The organism is Marivita sp. (genome assembly GCF_051859345.1).
Lineage (GTDB): Bacteria > Pseudomonadota > Alphaproteobacteria > Rhodobacterales > Rhodobacteraceae > Marivita.
The window spans coordinates 1-24,337 of record NZ_JBHYFV010000035.1; the positions used below are offsets into that span (position 1 = coordinate 1).

Below are 24,337 nucleotides of genomic sequence, written 5' to 3' on the forward strand. Positions count from 1 at the left end.
CGGACAGCATCACCGCTTCGCCCACCGAATGGGTGACCAGCAACGTCGTGGTCCCGCGCGCCTCCCAGAGACGGGGAAGATCCTGCGCCAATTGTTGCCGGGTGAGTTCATCAACCGCACCGAATGGTTCGTCCAAAAGCAACAGCTTTGGCTGGGTCGCAAGTGCGCGTGCAATCGCCGCGCGCTGCCGCATGCCGCCGGACAGTTCTGCGGGCCGCGTGTCAGCAAAGCCATCCAGCCCCACCAACTGTATCAGCTCTTCGATCTCGCGTGGCACCACCGGGCGCCGCGCCAGCCCTAGCGCCAGTTCGATATTGCCACGCACACTCCGCCATGGCAGCAAGGACGGATCCTGAAAGGCAACAGAAAGGCCTGCCTGCCGCAATGTCTCTGCCGGGGGCTGCCCGCCAATCAGGATGTCCCCGGCGCTTGCGTCTTCAAGCCCGGCTATCAGCCTCAGAAGTGTCGATTTCCCACATCCCGAAGGTCCGACCAAGGCGGTCGTCTGCCCGGCGGCAAAGGTCAGGTCGGTTGGCCTTAACGCTTCGATCCGACCGTCGAAGGTCTTGGCCAATCCGGTACAGACAACCTCGGGTGGCGATGTGGAATCAGGCGCCATGGACCTCATCAAGGATAGAGCGGTCCCAAAGGTCCGGCGTGACGGTTCGGCCCAGAAGCGCAAGGGTTTCAATATTGGCGGCAACCGCGTCATCGGTCCACGATCCAAAGCCATTGGCCTCGGTCAACTCGGAGAACATAAGCGGCACCTGACGTTCAGCCTGAAGCTCTTGGGTGGCAAGATCAAGTCCGGCATCGGGATACATTTCAAGCGTCAGCGCGGCAGCCGCCTTGGTGTCTGCGCGGTAGGCTTCCCATCCACGGACTTCGCCGGACATCAGGGCCACGAGATCTGCACGTCGGTTGGCCAGACTGTCATCGGTCGCGATGTAGGTCTGCGAATGAACTGCATAACCGTGGTCTGCCATCAGCATGGTCACGCTTTCCACACCCTGCATTGCCATCGCAATGGGAAGGTCGGTTTCCCAGCAAAGCAGACAATCCACTTCGCCCGACAGGAGCGGCTGGGCCGAATACTGTGTCGGGACAATCTCGATCGCATTGATGTCGACCCCGTTCAAACTGCACAAGGCTTGCAGCACTGGTGTGTTGGCAAGCGCCATCCCGATCCGTTTTCCCACAAGGTCAGCAGGTTCGTTCACCGGATTATCGGGCAATGAGGCCACGACAAACGGGTTCTTTTGCATGGCGACGCCAAGGATTTTGAAAGGTGCCCCCTGCTCTACCGCCGCGGCGGTGTAATCCGCTGCCGAAATGCCGACCAAGGCCGTGCCAGAGACAACCGGCGGTTCGACAGGCGCATTGGGTCCACCCTGCAACAGAGACACGCTTAGTCCGGCATCGGACCAGTAGCCGCGATCCAACGCGATATAGCTTCCTGCGAATTGCGCAGAGTGCAGCCAGGACAGTTGCAGGCTTGCAGCCGCCTGCGCGTGCGCCATGCGTGGCCAAAGACCTGCGGCGCCAAGGCCAGCAGCGGCCGTACCGCCAGAGAGAAGGGTTCGCCGTGAAATCATGGTGTTCATTCGATATACCTCTTTTCGTTCGCTAAGGCTAAGTTTGCATTCCAAGTTGGCAAGTGTTGGCCGGCTCAATCGCGCGCCAGACCGATCAAAGCTTTGTGACGCCTAAATTTTCTCTTCCTGCGCATTCGGGCGCATCACTATGGGAACAAGACCGGGCAAGACGGAGATGAGGAAGATCAGGCCAAAGGCGACACTGGTTGCCAGCCCGTGACTTGCGGACGCCCCGGCCAAGGGAAACAACGCCGCCGCCGCCCCTTCGCGCAGACCCCAGCCACTCATGGAGATCGGGATCAACATGGTGAACAGGATCAGCGGAACAAGTGCGATAATGGCCACCAGCGACAATCCCGCCCCTACCGCCATTGCGCAGAACGCGAAGGCCGAAAGGTTGCAGACGGTCGTTCCGATACTCAGCAGGACCTGTCGCGGCAAGACATGCCTGCCGCAAAGGGCAATTCCAACGGTCTGGCAAAAAGACCTTGCCTTCCGCCCGATCAGTCCCGGCAGCCGTGTCACGATCAGGACAAGGATGGGGAGCGCAAGCGCTGCCGCAATCATCAGGCCAACAGGGATCGCCAGCCATTGCGGCCATTCGAAACCGCCCGGCGCAACAAGCGTGAACAGAAACGCGCTCCCCATCACCGCAAACATCGCGATCTGTCCCGCCAGTCGTTCAAAGACCACTGCCTGCCCCGACGCCAAGAGTCCCGCCTGCCCGCGCGCGCGGACGGCCCGCCCCGCATCCCCGATCATGCCCCCCGGAAGAGACTGGTTCACGATCTGGGCCATGTAGTATTCGCGAATGGCAAAAGCCGGATCTAGCACAATCCCAAGCTGCGCCGCGGTCAATCGCCAGCGCAGGGCCGACAGAACCGTCTGCACAGTCAGCGCGGCGCAGGCGGCGACAAGCCAGACAGCATCGGCGTTCAACAGGATGCGCAGCGCTTCGGGTCCATCGGCCACATTCCAGATGATCACCATCAGGCAGATGGCGACCGCGAATTGTGCCATACGCAACACCGCGGGAGGAAAAGGGATCTTTGGGATCGTCGTCATCCCGCTGTCTCCTCTGTGTCACGACCTGTATACACATCGAGGATCATGTCACGCATCTGGTCCATCGGAGCAACCCGCGTATCAGGTGACGGGACAAGCCCTTCGGACCAACCCCATTCAGAGACCTTTGAAACAAGGTGCTCGGGACCGATAACATGGATCGGCACATCCGGGCGTTCGTCCAGTGCGACAAAGCCCGCAGCCTGATGGTCACCCAAGATGAAAAGGAGCGGAGGATCCTCGGCATGGCGCGCGGCGTAGTCGAACACGCTGCGCAGTGCATAGTCGATGGCCAATCTGTACTGCGCGCGGACCCTGTCGCGATCACGCCAAACCACGTCAGGCGCATCGCCCGACAGCGCCATGGCATCGAAGATCTGACCGTCGCCCATTGCCTCCCAATCGACAAGCTCTGGCACGGGCACCCAGGGCGCGTGCGATGAGCTGAGCGCGATCTGCGCAAACAGGTGCCTGTCGTCGTCATTCGTTCGCAAAAGCCGGTCTGCGGCGGCAAGGGTATATTGATCCGGCATCGTCACCCAGTTGAACGGAAGCCCCCGATAGCCCAAATCCTTTGCCGCGAGAACGGTCTCGAAGCCCATGAAATCCGCCTCGGGCCAGTCCAGGGTGATCTGCGGCATCACCGCAGCGGTCCGGAAACCGGCGCGATCCGCCATGTGAAACAGGGTCGAGCGGCCACTGGCAAGGGCGGCTCCATAGCGGGTCTGATCGCTGATCCAAAGACCATTGGCAAAGGTCGCGTGCGACAGCCAGCTTTGTCCACCACGCGTCGGGGCGGCAAGCAGGCCGGACCGCATGGACAATCCAAGGTCGCCAAGCCGGGCCGCGCTTTGCTCGAGCGTGTTGCGATGGATTTCCGCGTAGAACGGCGTGTCGAGACTGGTCCGACCATAGCTTTCGACAAAGATGACCAGCACATCACGATCAATGGCATCCAGCAGTCCGTCCATCTCTGTGTAAGGATCAGCAATCGCAGCCGCGCGAAACGTCCGCAGGTCGGCAAGAGTGCTGAACACCATGTCAATGCGCTCAACGCCAACTCGCGCGGTGAAAGCCGTGCCAGGGGGCGCGAAAGGCAACGACCAGCGGCCCATCGTCTTTCCGACTTCCGCCACGGCAATGACCGCGACCAAGACAGCAGCCACCGCACTGCCCCTCGCAAGGCTCACGGTGGGAGTGGTCTTGGCCCAGACCCCGGTCGCCCACCAAATCGCAAACGCGCCGATTGTCGTCACCACAAAGGCGCCAACAACGACCCCGGCGGCCAACACGGGGCCCAACGCTCCGCTCATCAGTCGCAGCGACGCGTCGATCAAGGGCAGGTCCGCAACCGGATTGAACCCACGCGTGAGCGCGGTGAACATGCCAAAGTCTGCGGCTTTGAGAACTGCAATCAACGTCAACGCAAAGGTCAGCGCCACCCGGACCCCCAGACGAAGTGAACCGGCCCCAAGTGCAAACAGCCCAAACACAATCACCGGAAGTTCCAGCGGGAACACGAACAGCGCGCCCCAAGTCATCGCTGCGGGGTGGTTTGGCTGAACCAGAAACAGGTGAAGAACCAGGGTGGCAAGAACCAATCGCAGGATCGGCCATATTGCGACGCGCGTCATGTGCGTCTCCGCCGCAGCCAGACCACGTCACGTTCAAACGACCAGATCAGTGCCAGAACGGCAATGACCACACACAGATTGGCCGCCATTGCGGGCAGGAACGGCAGTTGCAGCATGATCAGTGTGGCAAGCTGTAGAACACAAACCGCTTTCCTGCTGAACCGCTCGGGCAGCGGCGCGTTAAGCCATGGGAAAATCAGCCCGGCACCCGCAAACACATATCGCGGCACCCCAAGGATCAGCACCAAAGGTCCGGCACTGCCGCTGACAAACGCCAGTATGGCAAGAACAAGTGCCAGTGCGGAGTCGACCTCCATGTCAAAGCGCGCGCCGAAAGACGAGACGAGGTTTGCGCGCCGCGCCAGCCAGCCGTCCACCCCGTCAAGTGCAAGGGCGGCAGCAGCGACCAGGAAAACGCCCCATGAATTTGCCGCGCCGGAAAAAAGCGTACTGACAAGGACGGCAACCAGGACCATCCGGAATATTGTTACCGCGTTACACAGTCCCAGCACCTGATGCGGATAAAAGCGATGCAGCGACCAACCCGCCAACGCGACACCCAAGGCATACGCGCCCACTCCGATCATCACCGGCAGACCCTGTGATTTTGCAAAGAGAACTGGCCCGACGGCCACGAGAAAGACAAAGCCCGCGATTGCGATGATCCAAAACTGGACAAGCGGACCAGAAACACCAAGCTGCAAAAGCTTGCGTCGCGCCTGTCTGGACTTGTGCGGGTATGAAAAAGCCATGAAGTGAAGTTAGTGCGCCGCGCACCCTGTCAAGAGCGATGTATCTAGCTTGAAACGATAACCAATGCCGCTAACTCGATGCGGATAAGGAAATGCCATGTCAGATTTGATCACTCGTTACAATTCCCCTGCTCGCATCCTTCATTGGGTGATGGCACTCCTCGTTCTCATGATGATCCCTGCGGGCGTGATCATGGTGCAAGAAGGGCTTGACCGATCCTTGCAGAACACGTTGTTTATATTTCACAAAAACGTCGGAACGTTGTTGCTGCTTCTCATCATTGCGCGCATCGCCTATCGGCGTTTGCGGCCACCACCGCCGCTGCCGGACACGGTCCCGGCGTGGCAACACAAGATTGCCGATGCGACCCATATGGCGCTGTATGGTCTTTTGGTCGCGATGCCGCTGCTGGGATACATCCGCGTGAGAGCAGGCGGTTTTCCGATTGAATCGCTTGATGCATTGGGTGTTCCCGCGCTTGTGCCCCGCTCCGACGCGCTGGCCGAAGTGGCCAAGACGCTGCATTTCTACGGTGCGATCGCCATTGGAGTGGTCATCGCGATGCATATCGGTGCTGCACTGTTTCACGGCATCATTCGACGAGACGGCATCTTTTCGCGCATGTGGCCTCCGTTTGGTGGTGGCGCCACCTAGCGTGCTCTTGCCTCCGATTGTGTCTGCCATACCTCAGACGCTGATGTTGCCGACGGATGTCGTCGGCGAAACCGCCCTGACTGATAGGTCCAGACCACGATGTCTCTAGCCGACTCTTTTTTTCGCGCGACGACACGGCCGGTGACAGGCCGGCTGAACCCGCGCGTCTGGTTCGTCGGGATGACGGTTGGATTTGCCTCGATTGTCTTGGTTGCGTTTGCGGGTTCGATCACAGCATGGACGCCGATGGCCGTGATGGCCATTCCGCTTGTCTTTGCCAGCGCGGTCTGGATCGCCGGAGGAGCCGCCACGGCGCTTGTCGGGGTGATGTTTCCAAAGACATCCCATCGCGGGCTTCCCGCGATGCTGGGCGGATGGGATACATCTGCCAAAACGGCGATCCTCGTGACGCTGTGCGGCGAAGAACCCGAACCCGTCGCGCGATACCTCTTGAACCTGCGGACGGCTCTTGATCGTGCGACAACGGCAGACGCGACCCCCATATTTGTCCTTTCCGACACGTCTGGCACAGATGCCATCGCGGCCGAGGAAGCGGCGCTGCAGCCGATGATTGCCGGTTCCGAAATCTCGTATCGCCGCCGGATGGTGAACACGGGTCGTAAACCCGGAAACATTGCCGACTGGCTTCATGAACACGGGGACGGATTCGAGTTCATGCTGGTTCTCGATGCCGACAGTCGCATGAGCGCACTGCGAATATGCGACATGATCCGCACACTGGAGGCGCGACCCAATACCGGCTTGTTGCAGGCGGGCATATCGCTGGCACCGGGCAAGACCCGCTTTGACCGGCATCAGCGTGTCTCATCCCGCTTTCTGTCTCCGAATTTTGTCCGGGGGTTTGCGGTTTGGACCGGACGTACAGGCAATTACTGGGGCCACAACGCGATCATGCGGGTCTCGGCTTTTCGTTCTGCGGCGCGTCTTCCGATGCTGTCAGGACAGGCCCCTCTGGGCGGCGCCATTCTCAGTCACGATTTTGTCGAGGCAGCCTGGATGCGTCGAGCCGGGTGGGCCGTTGAACTTGACCCCTGCCTTGCGGGAAGCGCTGAAATGGCACCGCAGACCCTCGAAGCGTTCCACCGTCGCGACCGGCGCTGGTGCCAAGGCAATTTGCAACACGTCCGCCTGCTCACCGAACGGGGCTTGCATCCGATCAGCCGCTTCCATTTCCTGTCAGGCGTGTTCAGCTATCTCGCGGCGCCGATCTGGCTTGTCCTGATGGCGATGATTGCGTCGGGCGCCGTCACGGTGGCAGGAGGTCTGCCCTTTGCCCTGGTGGCCATCCTGCTTCTCTTGCCCAAGCTTTGCGCCCTGCCCGGTCTTTTGTCCCGCGCCCGGACTCTTGGTCGACGCACGCTGATCTTGCGCGCTGCCATTTCGGAGATCGTCATTTCGGCCCTACTCGCACCGCTTGTGATGATCCGGCAAACCGTGTCGATTGCCTCTGTGTTGCTCGGTCGGGATTGTGGCTGGAAATCTGGCGCATCCTTCAAATTATCGCTGCCTGTCGGCGCGCTTGAAGCGCTTTCCGGAGTGGCGATCCTTGGTCTGGCGCTGATCGTCGGTACAGAGACAACGGTCTATTGGCTTGCGCCTTTGATCCTGCCCCTGGTCAGCGCTCCGGCACTCATCCGATACCTGGATGCGCCGGCATGATCGCGCGACGTCCGTTTCTCGCCGCTCTTGGAGCGACTGTTGCGATCCCTCCGGTCCATGTCTTTGCCAATCCAACCGAACCCGATAGCCTTTTGGCGGCAGCCCGCGAATTGGCGGGTCAACCGTATTCGCCAAACGCAGTTCCCCTGCCCCCGCCATTCGCCAACCTGACTTATGACGCCTATCGCGCGATCCGGCCCATTCCGGGTCGCGCAGCGATGCTGTCAATGGGCAACAACTGGGCCGTCGATCTGCTTCCGCCGGGTCTCTACTTTCCTGATCCGGTGCAGATAGAATTCGCCGGTTCCAACGCTTTGAACACGGTGCCTTTTTCGACCGACCTCTTCAGCTTTGATCAGCGCTATTTCGACAATGTCCCGGACTCCGCGCCGGGCGCGGGGTTTGCCGGTCTGCGCCTGCGCCATCCCCTGAATGCGTCCGACCGCCTGGACGAAGTGATGGTCATGCAAGGGGCCAGCTATTTCCGCGCAATTGGACAGGCCATGGCCTATGGGCTTTCGGCGCGCGCCGTTGCACTCGGCACCGGTGGTCCGAAACCCGAAGAGTTTCCCCGATTCACCCGACTCCGTCTGTATCCGGGCTCTGACGGGTCCATCCGTCTTGAAGCCGTGATCGACAGTCCGTCGCTGGCAGGCCATCTTGATCTCACTTTGACACCGGGGATGGAGACGGCGATGGATGTCAGCGTTACCATTTTCCCGCGTGTGGATATTCCGGATATCGGACTCGCGCCGCTGACATCCATGTATCTCAAGGGTCCGCTGCATGCCTCGGTGTCGGACGACTTTCGCCCGCGTGTTCATGACAGCGATGTGCTGGTTATCGAAAACGGCGCCGGTGAGGTTCTGTGGCGTCCCATTGCAAACCCGGCGAGACTGGAAACTTCGGCCTTTGCCGACACCGCACCAAACAGCTTTGGCCTGTTCCAGACGGCGCGCGCGTTTGAGGATTATCAGGACACAGAGGCGCGCTATCATGACCGACCTTCTGCAATTGTGCGACCTAAAGGCGACTGGGGCTCGGGTGCGGTCACGCTTGTCGAGATACCCACTGGCGATGAATTCATGGACAACATCGTGGCATTCTGGCGACCGGCCGCGCCGCTGGCAGCAGGAAGCGCGCATCGCTATGACTATGCCCTGACCTGGACCGCCTCGGTTCCAGGCACCCGGACCTTCACGGGCAAGATCGAAACGCGCAGCGGGCGCGAACATGACCGTCCCGGCACACGGCGCTATGTGATTGATTTCGCAAGCGACCCCGCTGGTTTGACCCCGGATGTGACCACGACAGGCGATGCCGAAATTTCCGGTGCAAGTCTTTTTGCCCTTCCCGATGGGCGGGGAACGCGGGTGACGTTTCTGCTGACGCCGAATTCCACCGAAAGCGCCGAATTGCGGTTGACCTTGCGAGACGCGGCAGGAGGTGTTTCGCATCCTGTCTGGCTTCACCGCTGGACGCGCGCCCGTGACGGGGGTGTCTAGGCATGACCGCCCAGTGCAATCTCTGCCGCCAGCGGCCTGTGATCTGACGCCATTCGAATGCCAGGCCCATCCAGCACGCGCAGGCTCTGGACCCGTCCGGGCGCTGTTGCAAGCACGCGATCAAGCGGCAAGACCGGCCAACCCACCGGAAATGTCGCCCGCGTGGGGCCTGAAAACTCCATCCCAAGCACGCGACGGGACAGCGCAAGTCCACCCCAAGGGCGCCATTCGTTCAAATCCCCACACAGGATTGTCTGGCGCGGTTCACGCCGGAAAAGATGCTGTCCAAGCGTGCGCAACTGGGCGATGCGCAGCCCCTGTGACAGGGAAAGATGTGTCCCGATCAACCGAAGCTTGCGTCCATCGCGGTCGGCATCGACGATCACGGCCCCGCGGTGGCAGTGCCCCGGCAGGTCAAGAAGAACAATGTCTTCCACCCGCAGCGACGGTGCAAGAAACACGATGACCCCCAGGAATCCGTGGCTTTCCAAACCCCACCGCGTGCCAGCTTCACCATGAACATGAATCAGACCCGTTTCGGTCTCCAGTCCGGCAATATCCAGCAGCCCGCGATGGGGTGGTGTCTCTTCATCTGCTTCCTGAAGGATCAGCGCCTCGTTTCCGGGGGTCCAAACTTCGTCTTTCAGAACGCCAAGCGTGCGCGTAGCATCGACGATCCCGTCATTGCCGCGACCCCGATGGATGTTCCAACTGATACACTTAAAGACGTCGGACCGTACTTCCATAGACGAGGAGTGTCCTGTTTTGTCACCGCAAGCAAGCCGGGGAACCGACACCCGGTTGCAGCAAGACTTGCAAATCCAGTGGTGCCGGTTCAGGCAATGACGCTATTTCGTGTGTCATCGGGCACAGAAGGAGCACACAAAGAACGATGATTCCAGACAAACAGAATACGTCCGGAAAGGTGCCAAAGGCATTGCATTCCAGAACCAAAGAGCGAACGACCGCAATAGGGCGGTCTCTGGATGTCTATTACCGCGATGATGCCCGAACGTGCCGAATGACCCGCCTCAACAGCCAGTTTGTGCCCAATGGCGGATTGGCGTTCGACATCGGCGCGCATGTCGGTGACCGAACGGCAAGCTTTCTTGATCTGGGGGCCACCGTCGTCGCGTTGGAGCCGCAACCGCTGGTGTTTCGCGCGCTGAGGCTCATCCATGGGCGACATCCAAACGCTGTCCTGCGATGTATGGCAGCTGGTGCGACGCGCGGTGAAATCGACATGTATGTGAATTCGAGGAATCCAACCGTCTCCACCGCATCACAAGGGCTTGTCTCTGCCGCACGTTCGGCCAGCTTGTGGCAGGATGAGGTATGGGACGCACAGGTCCGTGTCCCGGTTACAACCCTTGATCAGCTTGTGTCGGACCATGGACATCCCGACTTCGTAAAGATCGACGTTGAGGGTCACGAGCATGACGTTCTTCTGGGTCTCAGCATTCCACTTCCGGCCATGTCCTTTGAGGTCACGACCATACAGCGCGACGTGGCCGACGCCTGTATCGCGCGCCTGACCGAACTGGGGCGTTATGAGTTCAACCTGAGTCTGGGCGAAGATCACCAACTTCGACATCGGACTTGGGTCGGCCCATCTGACATGGCAGCCGAAATTCGACACCTGCCGGAAGCAGCGAATTCGGGCGATGTCTTTGCGCGTCTGGTCATTGGCTGAAATGAAATCGCGGCAGGTCGAACAACGCCTCAATCCGGTTTCTTCAGTGCCGCCTCTATTCTGGTGCGCAGATCCTCGGGCAACGTGTCTATCGCCTGTGCCAAATCAGCAAGATCCTGACGCGCAGCATGCAATTGATCGAGAAGCGAAACCACGATGCCAAGCGCTGTTTCGTTCAGATCAAGGTCCTGTGAGAGATCGCACAACAGTTCCAGCCGCGCGATATCGACACGGCGGAACACATAGCCGTCAGGCGCGCGTTGCGGCTTTACCAGGTCGCCGTCGATAAAACCGACCAACTGCGTGCGGGTGAGCCGTGTGACGGCGACGACAACATCGTCTTCGGAATACCGGTCTGTCATGCCACTGTCCCCTTCAGCAGATCTGCACGCGGATCGAACGCATGGGTCTTGCGCCATTCCGTCATGAAGTCACGCAGGCTATCGTCCGGCGTGGGCGGTAAAACGACCTTCAACTCGACCTTTTGATCACCCTTGGTCTTTTTGCCGGCCCGCTCGATTCCGCGTCCCCGAAGCCGCAGCACAAGGCCCGAACTTGCCCCCGGCGGAACGGTCAATCCGACCGGGCCATCAATCGTCGGCGTGGTTACTTTGCCGCCCAGAACAGCCTCGTCGATGGTGATTGGCAGCGTCAGCAGGATATCGTCACCCTCGCGGCGAAACATGGCATGGGGCTTTACCAGAACCGTGATCAGCGCATCCCCGGATGGGCCACCACCATAGCCGGGGCCACCTTTGCCCCGCAGCCGCAAAGTTTGCCCGTCTTCGGTCCCGCGTGGAATCTTCACCGCCAGGCTGCGACCATCCGGAAGGGTGATCCGGGTTTCAGCACCCCGCGCCGCGTCCAGAAAGGGCACCTCGAGCGTGTAACGCGCATCAGGTCCGGCGGCCTGGAAACCCCGCTCGGCGAAATCATCCCCGCCACGCGCACGACCCCGGTTGCGCAGAATCTCGGCAAAAATATCGGCCGGATCGGCGTTGCCTCCAAAGCCCTGCCTGTGATGGTAAGCATTGTCCGCCGTATCCGCAAAATCGCGATAATACTGCCGTTGCGGGCGCTCTGCGCCAAGTCCGTCAATCTCTCCGGCGTCAAAGCGCGCGCGGGTTTCGGGGTCTTTCAACAGATCATAAGCCGACGCGATCGCCTTGAAGCGCATCTCGGCATCTGCATCGTCGGGGTGCAGATCAGGATGGCTTGTCCGTACCAGTTTGCGATACGCTTTCTTGATCTCGTCCGCATTGGCCGACTTTGTCAGACCGAGGATTTCATACGGATCGTTGGGCATCCCGACTCCTTGCTTTGCATCTGGGCACACCTGCAGCGGCACCACCCCGAAACGGCCCAGATTCTTCTGAAATAACAGAATCGCGCGCCAGACTTCACTGATTCAGGTCAATCCAGCCGAGTCTCTTCCAAAGATCGCATTTGGAACGTCGGATCACCGGATGGAAAGCTGGCCTGCCTAGGCGCTTTCACATGTCAGTATCCTGGTCACGTCTTTGGCAGACCCGATATCCCTGAAGTAGTTTGCCGACCGGGTTGAAGCGCCAAATGACCCAAGCCCGGACGAGTCGCGCAGAAGGGCGGCTGGGGTGGATGTGGCCCGCGGGACGGCGTTCTCCAAGCCTTCGCCCACAGCGCCGATCATCACCGACACCGCGCCGGGCATGGTCAGATCAGCCCCGGCCAAAGTGCCATCCAACAGAGTCAGCCGGTTGTCTTTGCGAAACACCTCGCGCCCGTTAAGCGTAAAATAATTGATCCGAGACCCGGCGGTGGCCATCGCATCGCTGACCAGAAACACCCGGTCGGACTGCGGCTTGGCCGCGAGGGCAATGCGGATTGTGCCGGGATGAACGTGGATCCCGTCTGCGATCAGCCCAGCATAGATATCGCCGCGTTCAAGCGTTGCGCCAACGAGCCCCGGTTCGCGGCTGCCAAGCTGGCTCATCGCGTTGAACAGATGTGTAACACAGCGCGCACCCGCATCGAAAGCCGCATGGCAGGTCGCCCGATCCGCGTCCGTGTGTCCCAGCGACACCACAATACCGGCATGCGCCATCGTCTTGATCTGCTTTATCGTCGTGTTTTCCGGCGCGACAGTGACCATCACATTGGGCAGCCTTTCAGCAGCCTCGAGCATCAGCGCAAGGTCCGTGTCAGTCATTGGCCGGATCAATTGCGGATCGTGGGCACCTTTACGAGCCACGGACAGATGCGGGCCTTCAAGGTGGATGCCGACAATACCCCTGACTTTCTGTGCAATCGCGTCCTCGACCGCAGCAATGGCAGCCCGGCTGCGCGCGGGCGTATCGGTGATCAGGGTTGGCAAAAAGGCACAGGTGCCGGTGGCCGCGTGGGCGTTGGCCATCGTGTTCAACGTGTCGACCGATTGGTCGTCATTGAACATCACGCCACCGCCGCCATTGACCTGAAGATCGACAAATCCCGGAGTGATCACCCCGCCATCAAGGGTTTCCGTGACGCAATCCGTCGGCAAAGCGTCAAGCGGCAGTACGCGGAACCCCACGTCTTTGGACACCAAAAGCGCGCGGCCGTCATGGATCACATGCCCATCATGGATCTGCGCGCCCACATACGCTTTGGCACGTTCACTCATACCGTTTCGGTCACTTTCCTGAGATGGCGCGGCGCATCGGGATTGATCCCGCGCGCCACGGCGATCTGTTCGACCATCGCGTAAAAACTGGCAATCAAGGCAATCGGATCGGTCAACGCATGCCCAGTGCGCGCGGTCGGCAGGGACGAGGCGTGACGCAGCTTGTCGGTTGTTGCAAAGACCATCGCGCCTTTGACGGCCAATTCGTCCGCCACCTTGGCCAAAGCGGTTTCCGCGTCGTCAGCGGACGCAAAAGCGATCACGGGAAATCCGCCATCGACGATCGACACAGGTCCGTGCAGCACCTCGGCTGAAGAATAGGATTCCGCGTGGATTTGACAGGTCTCCTTGAACTTTAGCGCCGCCTCGTTCGATATCGCATAGGCAGGCCCGCGCCCCAGACAGAAAATCGAATTGCGCCCCCCCAAAACCGCTCGGGCGTCGGCCCAATCCATGGAAACCGCATCCCGAAGTTTGGACGGCAGATCGTGAATCGCGGCAAGCAGGGTCTCATCGCCAGCCCATTCGGCGAAAAGCCAGATGCCTGCCACGGCAGAGTTCACAAATGTCTTGGTGGCCGCCACACTCAACTCTGGCCCTGCGTGAAGGTTCAACGTGTGATCCGCGACGTCCGACAAGGGGCTGTCCGGGTTGTTCGTTATCGCAATCGACAAAGCCCCGCCTGCTTGCGCCATACCCGCCATTTCCACGATGTCAGGGCTCTTGCCCGATTGCGACACCGACAGGCAAACGCTGCCCTCCAGATGCAGCTGGCGTTTGTAGATCGAGGCAATCGACGGCCCGACAGAGGCAATCGGCGTTCCCATCAGCAATTCCGACGCATATTTGAGATACGTCGCCACATGATCCGACGATCCTCGTGCGACGCTGACCATGAATGTCGGCGCTTTGGCGCGGATTGCCTCTGCGGCTCGGCGGATATCATCTCCTCCGTCCTGCAACAGCCGGTTCACCGCGACCGGAATTTCAAGCACTTCACGCCGCATCCGGCTCTCAGGCGTTGTCATGTTCAGCGGTCCTGTTCATTGGCAAGAAGGGTAACGACGACGGACAAGAATCGGCCGCTGGAGTCCTCTAAAGCTGCCAATCCGATGCCGGTCCGTAAGCCAGAGCATCACATTGGACTGCAATCCTCAAGGCCTGGGGTAAAACCTGACCTCTGGCCAGCAGTGTCGTTGGTGATCCGGAAATCAACCACCCGGCCAAGCAGCCGTTGCAGACTTTGTGTCGGGGGCGGTTTGTGAAGGGGCGGCGCGCAACTATGCTGCCAAGCCTTGGATACTTGCGCCGCGGATCACGTCAACGTGCGGCCGCTTTGCCTTCAGCGGCCCAGATCGCGCCACGCCGGATCATCTCGGTCACTTGCGGCACCTTGAGATCATCGAGTTCATGCCCGATCGAGCAATAGAACACCCGCCCCTTGTCCCAGCGCCGTGTCCATGTGACCGGGATCACGGTGCCTTCGATCCACCACAGGTGATCGCCGGAAAAGGTGGTTGTCGCCAACACGTTGTTCGACGGATCGGTCAGCATGTAATACTGCTCTGACGTGATGCGGAAGCTGCGGATGCCTTTGACAAGCGGATGATCCGGTTGGCAGATGGTCACATCGTAGTCGATGTAATCCTCGCGCGGCTGAAGGTTGTCAGGCCATCCCGGCGGGTGGGCCACGAACTGTCCCCCGATCAGGAAATGATAGGTCGGCCGGTCCCGGAAGGCATCCCCCATATGACCATGCCATCCCGCAAGACCGCAGCCATTGCCGATGAGCTTGAGCAAACCGTCCTCTTGCAGCTTGGTCATATTGCCGAATTCTTCCTGATGGCCAGAGCGAGCCGAGGACCAGATCGGCGTAATCAGGTCCAGATCGGCAAGGTCTTCGGGGCGTTCCAAAGGTTCAAGTGTGTCATACACGTCGACCTCGAACCCATTGTTTTGCAGAAGGTCTTTGTACCAGTCGGCAAAATGTGTCGGAGTGTGGCCTTCCCAGCCACCAACAAAGAGTGCCGCTTTCATTCACTGTCCTTTCGCATGAAATTGACCATCGCCGCCATGTCGCGGGCGCCATACCCCGCAGTTTCGGCATGTCGCAGCGTTTGCAACGTGACCTCGCCCTGTGGCATCGCAGTGCCCAGCGTTTTCGCCAGCGCGGACGTCACCTCCATGTCTTTGCGCGCCAACGCGACCGTGAAGGTCACATCGTGGTTTGCCTCATCAAGGTAGAGCGGCTTGCGATACGACAACATCGGCGCTGCGGCTGCGCTGTTTTCAATCACCTTGAATGCCGCTTCGGGGGCGATTCCAGCAGCTTCAGAAAGCGTCAACGCCTCGGCCAATGTCTGGTTCAGCCCGTGGATCAGCGAATTGACTGCGAGTTTCATGACCGCCCCGGACCCGGTTTCACCCAGACAGATCGTGGCTTTGCCCAGTGCATCCAGAACCGGACGGATATGCGAAAGCACATCCTCGGTGCATCCTGCCATGATCAAAAGCTGCGCATCCGCCGCCGCTTGAGTTGCGCCGGATACAGGCGCGTCAATCACCAGACATCCTTCGGGGGCCGCGTTAGCCAGCGCGCGGATGTGATCCGGGCTCATGGTCCCCATTTCAACGAAAATGCGCGCGCCCCGACCCTTGAATAGGCCGTCTGCCCCCATGTGAACCACCTCGGACGACGGATCGTCCGCGAGCATGGTCACCACAACGTCGGTTGCGGAAGCAAGCTCTGCAGGAGACCGAGCAACAGCGCAGCCTGTCTTGGCCGACAACGCCGTTGCCTTGTCGGGCGAACGATTCCAAACCGTGACGTCATGCCCGACCGACACAAGGTTTTCCGCCATGTGCGAGCCCATGCGGCCAAGACCGGCAAAGCCAACGCGCATGTCAGGCTACCTTGTCGCCGGTGATCCCGGAAATCGCCTGAATCAAGCTGTCTTCGGTGACTTCCTCGGACGTGAATTCGCGCATCACCTGCCCGGAATACATCGCAACGATCCTGTCAGAGACATGCAGCACTTCTGGCATTTCCGAACTGATCACGATCACCGCAAAACCCTGGGCGGCCAGATCGCGGATGAGATTGTGAATTTCGGACTTTGACCCAACGTCGATCCCACGGGTCGGTTCGTCCACAATCAGAACCTCGGGCCGCATCGACAGCCATTTGCCAATCACGATCTTCTGCTGGTTGCCACCTGACAGGTTGCCCACGGTCTGCTTCCAGCCGGGTGTGCGGATATCCAGCTTGTCCCGGTACTGATCAAAGATCGCGATTTCCGCGCCATCGCTGACAAAGGGACCGGCGGTCAGATCGTCCACCTGTGGCAAGGTCATGTTGTCCCGGCAGTTCATCCCCAGAACAAGCCCCTGCCCTTTGCGATCTTCCGGGACCAGCGAAATGCCGTGACCAATGGCGTCGATCGGAGAGTTGATCCTGACCTCCTGTCCCTTCAGGAAGATCTGGCCGGATGACGGCGCCCGCAAACCAAAGATTGTCTCGGCAATCTCGGTGCGACCGGCGCCGACAAGGCCATAAAAGCCAAGCACTTCACCCTTGCGGACATTGAAATTCACATCCCGGAACAGATTGCCACAGCTCAGCCCACGCACTTCAAGGGCTATTTCACCCATTTCGTGGTGACTTTCGTTGCGCGACAGATCAAGGCTGCGTCCGATCATCAGCTGTGTGACTTCGTCTTCGTTGGTGTCGCGCGTGATCAAGGTTCCGCGGTACTGACCGTCTCTCAGAACGCTGATCCGATCGGTCATTTTGAAGATTTCTTCCATGCGGTGCGAGATATAGATGATCCCTACCCCCTTGGCCTGCAATTCCGAGATCACGTCGAACAGCACGACCTTTTCCGCATCCGTCAGCGATGCTGTCGGTTCATCAAAGATCACCGCACGCGGATCAACCGTCAGCGCGCGGGCAATCTCGACCATCTGCTGATTGGCAATCGACAGGTCTCCGACACGGGTCTTGGCATCAAAGCCGACGTTCAGCGTCTTGAGGATTGCATTGGTGTCCGCATACAGCTTGCCCCAATCGACCCGGGAAAATGATTTCAACGGCAGCTCTCCGAGGAAGATGTTCTCTGCAACCGTCAGTTCGTCAGCAAGGCTCAGTTCCTGATGAATAAAAACCACGCCTTTCGCCTTTGCGTGCATCGGCGACGTCATGATCGTTGGTTCCTCGGCAATGAAGATCTGACCCTCATCAGGCTGGTGGATACCACCGAGGACCTTCATCAAGGTCGATTTGCCAGCGCCGTTTTCGCCCATCAGAGCATGGACTTCTCCGGGCAGGACGCCGAAGGACACACCATCCAGAGCGCGCACGCCGGGAAAGGTCTTGACGATGCCTTCAAGACGCAGAACCGGGGTTTTATCGGTCATGTCTTCAACTCCTCTTTTCCCTTGCGGTTCAACTGGCGATCCAGAAACAGAACGGCGATCAGGATCAGACCGATGACAAGGTTGACCGTTTCTGTATCGGCACCAATATAGCCAAGCCCTTTGCGCAGAAGCTGGATCGCAATCACACCACCCAATGTAGAAATGATAGAACCGTAGCCCCCGGTCAGCTTTGTCCCCCCCAGAACGACAGCGGTGATCGCCCAGAGTTCGTAGAGCATCCCGTCATTCGGATTGACCGAACCGGATTCCGAATAGAACACCACCGCAGACAGCGAGGCCAGAAACCCGATCAGCATGAAATTCCACAGGAAATGTGGGCCCACTCTGATACCCGCATTCACCGCAGCTTCGCGGTTGTTGCCGATGGCATAGGCGTTGCGGCCATGCACGGTCTTGGTCATCAACAGCCACAACACCAGGGCTGCGCCCAACAGGAACCATGTCGCGGTGTGCAGCCCCAGAAACTGCGCCTCGGCGAAATCGACCAGTGTCCAATTCAGGTGGCTGGTGGGTTGTTCCCCGTTATACATGAAGACCAGACCGCGATAGCCCAGCATCGCTCCCAGCGTGACGATAAAGGCATCTACGCCGGTTTTCCAAACGATCAGTCCGTTGATGGCACCCAAAATTGTTCCCGTCAGGAGCGCAAAGACCCACGCCAACGGGATCGCCCAATCACCCATGGCCTGCATGAAAGGCCATGTCATGCTGTCCAGCAGAACGATTGCTGAAAGCGCATAGGTGGCACCGACAGACAGATCGATATTGCCGTTGATCATGACGATTGTCATGCCAAGCGCAATGATCCCGATCGGCGCTGATTGCTTGAGCAACAACAGCATGTTGTCGAAATCCATGAAGGCGCTGTCAGACACCGACAGATACGACCCGGCAATTGAGAAAAAGATCAGCTCGACCACGATAAACGCCCAGATCGCGCCTTGCTTGAGTAGGGTTTCCTTGTTCATCACTCAGCTCCTCAAGCAATCTGTGACCAGAGACGGCCCCGTTTGGCCGCGATATCCAGCCACACCGCCAGGATGATGATCACCCAGGTAACGACGTATTGGACGTAGAACGCGAGGCCCACGAGAAGTAGTCCATTCTGGATAAAACCAAGGATCAGCACGCCGATCACGGTCTTGAAGATCGTGCCCGACCCGCCCAGCAGCGATGCTCCCCCAAGGATGACAGCGGCCAACACTTCGAGTTCGAGCCCCTGCCCAACGGTGTTCTGGCTGCCCAGACTGCGGCTGGCCTGCAAGAGACCGGCACAGGCCACGCAGAAGGACGAAATCAGGTAGGTCAGGAACACGACCCGCGCCCGCGGGATGCCCGAAAAGGTTGCGGCCTTGCCGTTGCCACCCACCGCATAGACCTTTCGGCCAAAAGGTGTCTTGGCCAGAACAAGACTCAGGACAATCGCCAGGCCTGCAAAGATCAGGATTGGCACCGGCACACCTGCGACGCTGCCTTGCCCGAAGACCGAGAACCAAGTCCCGCTCTTGTCGGCGATGTCCATGTTCTGACCACCCGACCACGTCAGTGTCAGGCCGTGGATGGCCGAGAGCATCCCAAGCGTGACGATCAGCGAATTGAGTTTGAGATATCCGACCAGAAAGCCGATGAACGCCCCCAGAGCGAGGGTCAGACCGAACATTGCAGGAATGGCCAGCGTCGGCCCCAGCTTGTCGTGCAGATCGAGGACAACAATGGTGGAGAAGGACATCATGGACCCGACGGACAGATCAAGATTTCCGCCGATCACCACAAAGGTGACCCCAAGTGCCATCACACCCAAAATGGCCGACGACCGGATCACCCCAGAAATATTGTCAATTGCGATAAAGCGCTGATTTGCCAGCGCGAAACCGATCATAAACAACGCAAAGGCAACCAGAATGCCTTGTCGGGCAAGGAATCCTCCGATGCCCTGTTTCGTCAGTTCTGCCATTTTTCCCTCCCAAAGGTGCTGGCTCTTGCGCCATCACACCAAAGTCATTCCCCCGTCGATCATCACAATCTGACCGGTCATGTAATCGCTGGCTCTTGAGGCCAGGAACGTCGTGGTCCCGGTAATATCTTCAGGGCGGGCGACGCGCCCTCGCAAAATCTCGGAAGAGAACTCTTCCATTGCCTGCCCCGGACGCTCTGCCGCGCCAATGTCCATCAGATCCTGATCGACCTGTTCCCACATCTCGGTGGCAACCACACCTGGGGCAAATCCTGTGACTGTTATATCATGTTTGGCCAAGTCCCGCGCGCCCGATTGCGTCAGCGAAACGACGGCCCATTTGCTGGCGCAATACGGGGCCACGTTGTCAAAGCCTTGCCTGCTGGCGATGCTCGCCGTGTTGATGATCTTGCCACCGCCACCTTGCACGATCATCTGACGGGCGGCTTCCTGCATACCGATCATGCAACCCAGTCCATTGATACCCATGATAAAATTCCAGTTTTCCTCAGTCACATCAAGGAAATTCATCGGCTTGTTGACACCGGCATTGTTAAACTTGACGTCCAGCCTGCCGAACGATTCAACCGCATGGGCGATCATCGCTTTGACCTGCTCGCGGTCGGTCACATCGACTGCGGCATGGGCCACCGAACATCCGATATCGGCCGCACGGGCCACGTTTGCATCGGCCACCTCGGCCACTTTGTTGGAATTGATATCAGCGAAACAGACATTCGCGCCTTCGGCTACCAGCGCTTCGCCAATCGCGCGGCCAATGCCCTGCGCCGCTCCGGTCACAATACACGACCGTCCCGAGACTCCTGTCATCCCGCCCACCTATTTTGCTTTGAAGAGGTCCAAAACACGCGAGGCGGACGGACCGCCCCGCGCATTCAGGGAGGAGATCAGAAGACGGGTTTGGTGAACTCGTCCATGTTATCCTGTGTGATCTTCGGAGTGTCGAAATAGTTCAGGAACGGCACGTCCTCGCCATTCAGAACATCAATCGCGGTCTTCAAGGCGGCTTCGGCGTCATCAACCGGAGACTGGTAGATCGAGCCCCAGTAATCGCCAGCAGCCATCGCTTCGTAACCAACGGAGAAGTTGGTCGCACCGACAAAGATGATGCCTTCGCGTCCCGCTGCCTTGGCCGCGTTCAAAGCGCCAACGCCCATGTTGTCATCGCCGGCATAGACGCCGTCGATGTCGTCATACTTGACCAGGAACGCTTCCATGACCTGCTGCGACTTTTCGCGGTTCCAGTCACCCGGCTGCGTTTCGACCAGTGTCACGTTCGGGCACACTTCGGGCAGACGCTCGTCGAAACCTTGCTGGCGCTCGATTGCCGTGGTGTAGCCCGGCTGACCCGAGATTTGCACAACACGCGCTTCGTTTTCGATACCCATGTCCTTGAACTTGTCGCACATGATCTCGGCAGAGCGCGACCCCTGGGTGATGTTGTCCGGGCCCGAGAAGCTGGCCACGAAATCAAAGCCCTGCTCGGCAATGTTCGAATTGGTGACGATTACCGGGATACCAGCGCTGTGCGCTTTGCGAACGGCAGGGATCACAGCTTCGCCATTTGTCGGCCAGATGATGATGGCATCGACTTCCTGCTGGATCAGGTCTTCCATCTGCGCGATCTGGCGCGCCACGTCACCGCCCGCATCCAGAACAACCGCCTCAACACTGTCGTCGGCGCCAGTCGCTTCGATAAAGGCTTTTTCGTAGGTCGTCTGATAGCTGTCCACGCCGACGTTGTTCTGCGTGATGCCGATGGTCATCACATCTTGCGCCATCGCGGTGCCCGCCATTGCGGTGGATGCAAACAGCGCTGCGGTAAGGGTCTTTTTCATATTCTGGTCCTCCCAAGGGGTATTGTTCTGGTGATTGCAGCTGTCCTCCCAGCCCGGCTCCGTGCCGATGCAATCTGCTCCTATCCAGCGATATTTTCTGGGGCGGCGACCCCCTGTTTTTGTCCATTTCGAACTTTTTTTAATCCATTTTGGATTTATCGGCGATGGCCCGATACCGTCAGTTTGAACATTTTAAGGAGGCGCTGTCATGAACGACTCGCAGGAACGTCCAACCCCGACCCCCGAAATCGAGATGATGAACGCAGCCATTCCCAATGATATCCAATCTGGACAACGCGCCGTACAGCGCCCGACCGCGCAGCGCGTTTTCGCAACGGGTCCAGAGCTGGAACGGGTTGTCACGTTTCTCAAATCCCTGACAGTCGAGCTGGACACGTCGATTGATCCGAATACCCCCAATCCGCATCTCAACATGATCCTGCACGTTCTTCAAAGCCATTCCGAAGGGCGGTTGGTGTCGCCGTCCTCGATGGTGGCGTCTGCCGGAGTTCCCTATGCGACCGCGACGCGCAAGCTTGCCGAACTCAAGGACAGGGGTCTGCTCGAACAGCGTCCCCGCACGAAAAGCGGAAAAAGCTTTTCGCTGCATCCCAGCCCCGCCCTTCTGGATCAGTTCAGCCAGTTGGCGGATCGCATCGAACGCCTGGCAAGGACGTCGTTCGGCGGCACGCACGACAGGGATGTGGACGAAAATTACTACTTTGGCGGCTCCTACCAGGCGACCCGCACGACGATTGCCCCACCCAGTGCCCTGCCCCAGCCGCTCAAGCTGTCGGGTGGACTGCGCATCCTGGTGCATGGCGATCCTACCTTTATGGTGATGGACAATCTCAAGCGCCAGTTCGAACAACTGGTCGGCACCAATATTCATCAGCGCGCCTTTTCCATCGACCGGTTGCGCGAGGAAGCCCTGCGCAACAGCGAACGCAGCAAAAGCCGCTATGACCTGATCGCCGTCGATCTGCCGTGGCTGGGTGAATTCGTGAAGAAAGGCGTGATCCGCCCGTTGTCGGATGTCATGGACATCTCGCGGCTTGACCCCGCGGATTTCCACACCGCAGGATGGCGCGCCGCGCATTGGGACGAATGCCCTTATGGCGTCCCAAGCCAGACCACACCTGAACTGATGTTCTACCGCAAAGACTGGTTCGCTGCCGAAGGACTGGAGCCACCGGTCAGCACTGAAGCGGTCATCGACGCAGCCCGGTATTTCCACGATCCGCTGCGCGGCCGCTACGGAGTTGCCTGGAACGCCGCGCGCGGGACGGCTCTGGGGCACACGTTCATGATGACCTGTGCAGCCTTTGGACAACCCATTGTCGATCTGCCGCAGATTGCCGGTGGTTACGATGCGGATCATCTGGGACACCGTGAGTTTCGCCCCTTGCTGAACTCTGATCGCGCACTGGCGGCAGCGGATTACCTGATGCAATTGCTGGAATTCTCGCCGCCCGACATCCTGTCGATGTCCTGGTACGAGCGGGTTCGACCCTATGCCACCGGAAAGGTCGCAATGGCGTATGGGTACACGTTGCTTGCTCCGTATTTCGAACTGGATGAAAGCTGTTCGGCACATGGGAATACTGGTTACCTGCCCCATCCGCACGGCCCGGAAGGTGCGCCAATCGCGCCCGTGGGCGGATATGTGTTCTGTATTCCGTCCAACCTCGCGGTAGAGCGCATAAATGACGCTGTAGAGGCGCTCATTGCCTTTACGTCCCCCGGCGCGCAAAAGCTTTACGCCCAAAGCGGCAGCCGCACAGCGCCGCGCTATTCAGTTGGGGCCGACCCTGAAGTGCGCCGCCTGTCGCCGATCTTCGAGTTGGTCGACCAGATGTCCTGGCGCGATGAACTGCAATTCTGGCCACGCCCACCGATTCCACAAATCTCGGACATCATCCGCATCTGCGGCCACGAACTTCACGACATGCTGCGTGGGATCGTCTCCCCGCGCGAGGCGCTCGACCGGGCTCAGGCGCGCGCCGAAGACATCATGAGACACCAGGTCACTTAGGGAGGAAACCATGGACCCCAATCGCCTCAAAGGTAAGAACATCCTGATCACCGGAGCCGCGCGCGGCATGGGTGCCGCCAACGCCGAAAGTTTTGCCGCGCAGGGTGCCAATGTGTGCATCGGCGATCTGGACGAAGCCGAAGCGCAAACCGTCGCCGACACGATCAACGCCGCCGGAAACGGCACCGCCATCGCGGTCAGGATGGACGTGACCAAGCGCGAAGACAACGCCGCTGCCGTCGCTGCCACGGTCGAGGCGTTCGGGTCGATCAATGTTGGTCTCTTCAATGCAGGTCTGAACAAGCCCCGGTTCTTCATGGATATCGACGAAGACAACTGGGACATGATCATGAACGTCAACACCAAGGCGATGTGGCTGGGCATGCAGGAAACCGCCCGCCAGATGATCGCGCAGGGTCCGATGGAGGGGCATCCTTACAAGCTCATCAATGTCGGCTCCATCGCATCGCGCAAGCCGCTGGTGGACGTGACGGTCTATTGCACGTCAAAATATGGCTGTCTCGCGCTGACACATTGCGGTGCCATCGGTCTGGCCGAGCACAACATCACCGTCAACGGCTATGCGCCGGGTGTTGTCGTGACCCCTCTCTGGGAACAGCTTGACAAGGATCTGGTCGATATCGGCTTCAAGGACCGCGAAGGTCAGGCTTACGAAGACATCGTCCGCGATGCGTTGCAGATCAAGCGCGTGTCCTACCCCGAAGATATCACCGGCACCGCGTCGTTCCTTGCCAGCGACGACAGCGATTACATGACTGGCCAGATGATCCACATCGATGGCGGCTGGTGCATCCAGTAGGGTGCGTGCTCG

General features: G+C 59.3%; 23 protein-coding genes. 6 read left to right on the forward strand and 17 right to left on the reverse strand.

Annotated features, from left to right (window positions below; translation table 11 throughout):
* The 5 genes from ACTIEN_RS17575 to ACTIEN_RS17595 form a co-directional block, all read right to left on the reverse strand.
* Positions 1-619 (reverse strand): ABC transporter ATP-binding protein (locus tag ACTIEN_RS17575; RefSeq protein WP_439524454.1); only part of this gene is annotated, 619 nt, incomplete at its 3' end.
* Positions 609-1,604, reverse strand: coding sequence for an ABC transporter substrate-binding protein (locus ACTIEN_RS17580; protein ID WP_439524455.1), 996 nt, complete (start codon positions 1,602-1,604; stop codon positions 609-611). The genes ACTIEN_RS17575 and ACTIEN_RS17580, both read right to left, overlap by 11 nt.
* A gap of 102 nt (positions 1,605-1,706) precedes the next feature.
* On the reverse strand, positions 1,707-2,615 hold the full coding sequence (locus ACTIEN_RS17585; protein WP_439524456.1) for a lysylphosphatidylglycerol synthase transmembrane domain-containing protein: 909 nt from the start codon (positions 2,613-2,615) through the stop codon (positions 1,707-1,709).
* A 41-nt stretch (positions 2,616-2,656) separates the two neighbouring features.
* The gene (locus ACTIEN_RS17590) at positions 2,657-4,294 is read right to left on the reverse strand and encodes a sulfatase-like hydrolase/transferase (RefSeq protein WP_439524457.1); all 1,638 of its coding nucleotides are present in this window, start codon (positions 4,292-4,294) and stop codon (positions 2,657-2,659) included.
* Positions 4,291-5,046 (reverse strand): CDP-alcohol phosphatidyltransferase family protein, encoded by a 756-nt coding sequence (locus ACTIEN_RS17595; protein ID WP_439524458.1) that lies wholly within the window; start codon positions 5,044-5,046, stop codon positions 4,291-4,293. The genes ACTIEN_RS17590 and ACTIEN_RS17595 overlap by 4 nt, the downstream gene beginning before the upstream one ends.
* A 97-nt stretch (positions 5,047-5,143) precedes the next feature.
* Between ACTIEN_RS17595 and ACTIEN_RS17600 the strand changes: the two genes are divergently transcribed.
* The 3 genes from ACTIEN_RS17600 (at position 5,144) to ACTIEN_RS17610 (ending at position 8,886) form a co-directional block, all read left to right on the forward strand.
* A complete protein-coding gene (locus tag ACTIEN_RS17600) occupies positions 5,144-5,701 on the forward strand; it encodes a cytochrome b (protein WP_439524459.1) in 558 nt (185 codons plus the stop codon).
* Positions 5,702-5,842: 141 nt separating this feature from the next.
* Positions 5,843-7,381 carry a glucans biosynthesis glucosyltransferase MdoH gene (gene mdoH / locus ACTIEN_RS17605; protein ID WP_439524460.1) on the forward strand — a complete coding sequence of 513 codons (1,539 nt, stop codon included), beginning with the start codon at positions 5,843-5,845 and terminating at the stop codon, positions 7,379-7,381.
* A complete protein-coding gene (locus ACTIEN_RS17610; RefSeq protein ID WP_439524461.1) occupies positions 7,378-8,886 on the forward strand; it encodes a glucan biosynthesis protein G in 1,509 nt (502 codons plus the stop codon). Before mdoH ends, ACTIEN_RS17610 begins: the two co-directional genes overlap by 4 nt.
* Here ACTIEN_RS17610 and ACTIEN_RS17615 read toward each other — a convergent pair.
* Positions 8,883-9,632 carry an endonuclease/exonuclease/phosphatase family protein gene (locus ACTIEN_RS17615; RefSeq protein WP_439524462.1) on the reverse strand — a complete coding sequence of 250 codons (750 nt, stop codon included), beginning with the start codon at positions 9,630-9,632 and terminating at the stop codon, positions 8,883-8,885. The two genes, ACTIEN_RS17610 and ACTIEN_RS17615, sit on opposite strands and share 4 nt — an antisense overlap.
* Positions 9,633-9,907: 275 nt before the next feature.
* Between ACTIEN_RS17615 and ACTIEN_RS17620 the strand changes: the two genes are divergently transcribed.
* Positions 9,908-10,579, forward strand: a complete 672-nt coding sequence (locus tag ACTIEN_RS17620) for an FkbM family methyltransferase (RefSeq protein ID WP_439524463.1) — start codon at positions 9,908-9,910, stop codon at positions 10,577-10,579.
* Between the two features lie 29 nt (positions 10,580-10,608).
* On the opposite strand, the gene ACTIEN_RS17625 is transcribed toward ACTIEN_RS17620, so the two are convergent.
* The 11 genes from ACTIEN_RS17625 to ACTIEN_RS17675 all read right to left on the reverse strand — a co-directional run bounded on the left by ACTIEN_RS17625 (position 10,609) and on the right by ACTIEN_RS17675 (position 21,470).
* The gene (locus tag ACTIEN_RS17625) at positions 10,609-10,941 is read right to left on the reverse strand and encodes a chaperone modulator CbpM (protein ID WP_439524464.1); all 333 of its coding nucleotides are present in this window, start codon (positions 10,939-10,941) and stop codon (positions 10,609-10,611) included.
* Positions 10,938-11,885, reverse strand: a complete 948-nt coding sequence (locus tag ACTIEN_RS17630; protein WP_439524465.1) for a DnaJ C-terminal domain-containing protein — start codon at positions 11,883-11,885, stop codon at positions 10,938-10,940. Before ACTIEN_RS17630 ends, ACTIEN_RS17625 begins: the two co-directional genes overlap by 4 nt.
* 177 nt (positions 11,886-12,062) lie before the next feature.
* Positions 12,063-13,220: an N-acetylglucosamine-6-phosphate deacetylase gene (gene nagA / locus ACTIEN_RS17635; protein ID WP_439524466.1), complete on the reverse strand. Its 1,158-nt coding sequence runs from the start codon at positions 13,218-13,220 to the stop codon at positions 12,063-12,065.
* Entirely contained in the window at positions 13,217-14,248 is a 1,032-nt protein-coding gene (locus ACTIEN_RS17640; RefSeq protein WP_439524467.1) for an SIS domain-containing protein, read from the reverse strand. Before ACTIEN_RS17640 ends, nagA begins: the two co-directional genes overlap by 4 nt.
* A gap of 292 nt (positions 14,249-14,540) precedes the next feature.
* On the reverse strand, positions 14,541-15,257 hold the full coding sequence (locus tag ACTIEN_RS17645) for a ThuA domain-containing protein (RefSeq protein WP_439524468.1): 717 nt from the start codon (positions 15,255-15,257) through the stop codon (positions 14,541-14,543).
* Entirely contained in the window at positions 15,254-16,123 is an 870-nt protein-coding gene (locus ACTIEN_RS17650) for an NAD(P)-dependent oxidoreductase (RefSeq protein ID WP_439524469.1), read from the reverse strand. Before ACTIEN_RS17650 ends, ACTIEN_RS17645 begins: the two co-directional genes overlap by 4 nt.
* 1 nt (position 16,124) lies before the next feature.
* Positions 16,125-17,636, reverse strand: a complete 1,512-nt coding sequence (locus tag ACTIEN_RS17655; RefSeq protein WP_439524470.1) for a sugar ABC transporter ATP-binding protein — start codon at positions 17,634-17,636, stop codon at positions 16,125-16,127.
* Positions 17,633-18,625, reverse strand: coding sequence for an ABC transporter permease (locus ACTIEN_RS17660; protein ID WP_439524471.1), 993 nt, complete (start codon positions 18,623-18,625; stop codon positions 17,633-17,635). The genes ACTIEN_RS17655 and ACTIEN_RS17660 overlap by 4 nt, the downstream gene beginning before the upstream one ends.
* An 11-nt stretch (positions 18,626-18,636) precedes the next feature.
* Positions 18,637-19,611, reverse strand: a complete 975-nt coding sequence (locus ACTIEN_RS17665) for an ABC transporter permease (protein ID WP_439524472.1) — start codon at positions 19,609-19,611, stop codon at positions 18,637-18,639.
* A gap of 33 nt (positions 19,612-19,644) precedes the next feature.
* Positions 19,645-20,442, reverse strand: coding sequence for an SDR family oxidoreductase (locus tag ACTIEN_RS17670; protein WP_439524473.1), 798 nt, complete (start codon positions 20,440-20,442; stop codon positions 19,645-19,647).
* 77 nt (positions 20,443-20,519) lie between these two features.
* Entirely contained in the window at positions 20,520-21,470 is a 951-nt protein-coding gene (locus ACTIEN_RS17675) for a sugar ABC transporter substrate-binding protein (protein WP_439524474.1), read from the reverse strand.
* Positions 21,471-21,678: 208 nt separating this feature from the next.
* On the opposite strand from ACTIEN_RS17675, the gene ACTIEN_RS17680 reads away from it, so the two are divergent.
* Entirely contained in the window at positions 21,679-23,505 is a 1,827-nt protein-coding gene (locus ACTIEN_RS17680) for an extracellular solute-binding protein (protein ID WP_439524475.1), read from the forward strand.
* A 10-nt stretch (positions 23,506-23,515) separates the two neighbouring features.
* A complete protein-coding gene (locus ACTIEN_RS17685) occupies positions 23,516-24,325 on the forward strand; it encodes an SDR family NAD(P)-dependent oxidoreductase (protein WP_439524476.1) in 810 nt (269 codons plus the stop codon).
* Positions 24,326-24,337 lie beyond the last annotated feature (12 nt).

What these genes read in the sequence shown, in the direction of transcription:
- ACTIEN_RS17645 (WP_439524468.1), bottom strand. Translation starts at nt 15,257, where the DNA reads ATGAAAGCGGCACTCTTTGTTGGTGGCTGGGAAGGCCACACTCCGACA.
- ACTIEN_RS17625 (WP_439524464.1), bottom strand. Translation starts at nt 10,941, where the DNA reads ATGACAGACCGGTATTCCGAAGACGATGTTGTCGTCGCCGTCACACGG.
- ACTIEN_RS17660 (WP_439524471.1), bottom strand. Translation starts at nt 18,625, where the DNA reads ATGAACAAGGAAACCCTACTCAAGCAAGGCGCGATCTGGGCGTTTATC.
- ACTIEN_RS17640 (WP_439524467.1), bottom strand. Translation starts at nt 14,248, where the DNA reads ATGACAACGCCTGAGAGCCGGATGCGGCGTGAAGTGCTTGAAATTCCG.
- ACTIEN_RS17650 (WP_439524469.1), bottom strand. Translation starts at nt 16,123, where the DNA reads ATGCGCGTTGGCTTTGCCGGTCTTGGCCGCATGGGCTCGCACATGGCG.
- ACTIEN_RS17585 (WP_439524456.1), bottom strand. Translation starts at nt 2,615, where the DNA reads ATGGCACAATTCGCGGTCGCCATCTGCCTGATGGTGATCATCTGGAAT.
- nagA (WP_439524466.1), bottom strand. Translation starts at nt 13,220, where the DNA reads ATGAGTGAACGTGCCAAAGCGTATGTGGGCGCGCAGATCCATGATGGG.
- ACTIEN_RS17675 (WP_439524474.1), bottom strand. Translation starts at nt 21,470, where the DNA reads ATGAAAAAGACCCTTACCGCAGCGCTGTTTGCATCCACCGCAATGGCG.
- ACTIEN_RS17670 (WP_439524473.1), bottom strand. Translation starts at nt 20,442, where the DNA reads ATGACAGGAGTCTCGGGACGGTCGTGTATTGTGACCGGAGCGGCGCAG.
- ACTIEN_RS17595 (WP_439524458.1), bottom strand. Translation starts at nt 5,046, where the DNA reads ATGGCTTTTTCATACCCGCACAAGTCCAGACAGGCGCGACGCAAGCTT.
- ACTIEN_RS17680 (WP_439524475.1), top strand. Translation starts at nt 21,679, where the DNA reads ATGAACGACTCGCAGGAACGTCCAACCCCGACCCCCGAAATCGAGATG.
- ACTIEN_RS17600 (WP_439524459.1), top strand. Translation starts at nt 5,144, where the DNA reads ATGTCAGATTTGATCACTCGTTACAATTCCCCTGCTCGCATCCTTCAT.
- ACTIEN_RS17610 (WP_439524461.1), top strand. Translation starts at nt 7,378, where the DNA reads ATGATCGCGCGACGTCCGTTTCTCGCCGCTCTTGGAGCGACTGTTGCG.
- ACTIEN_RS17620 (WP_439524463.1), top strand. Translation starts at nt 9,908, where the DNA reads ATGACCCGCCTCAACAGCCAGTTTGTGCCCAATGGCGGATTGGCGTTC.
- ACTIEN_RS17615 (WP_439524462.1), bottom strand. Translation starts at nt 9,632, where the DNA reads ATGGAAGTACGGTCCGACGTCTTTAAGTGTATCAGTTGGAACATCCAT.
- ACTIEN_RS17590 (WP_439524457.1), bottom strand. Translation starts at nt 4,294, where the DNA reads ATGACGCGCGTCGCAATATGGCCGATCCTGCGATTGGTTCTTGCCACC.
- ACTIEN_RS17655 (WP_439524470.1), bottom strand. Translation starts at nt 17,636, where the DNA reads ATGACCGATAAAACCCCGGTTCTGCGTCTTGAAGGCATCGTCAAGACC.
- ACTIEN_RS17665 (WP_439524472.1), bottom strand. Translation starts at nt 19,611, where the DNA reads ATGGCAGAACTGACGAAACAGGGCATCGGAGGATTCCTTGCCCGACAA.
- ACTIEN_RS17630 (WP_439524465.1), bottom strand. Translation starts at nt 11,885, where the DNA reads ATGCCCAACGATCCGTATGAAATCCTCGGTCTGACAAAGTCGGCCAAT.
- ACTIEN_RS17580 (WP_439524455.1), bottom strand. Translation starts at nt 1,604, where the DNA reads ATGAACACCATGATTTCACGGCGAACCCTTCTCTCTGGCGGTACGGCC.
- ACTIEN_RS17685 (WP_439524476.1), top strand. Translation starts at nt 23,516, where the DNA reads ATGGACCCCAATCGCCTCAAAGGTAAGAACATCCTGATCACCGGAGCC.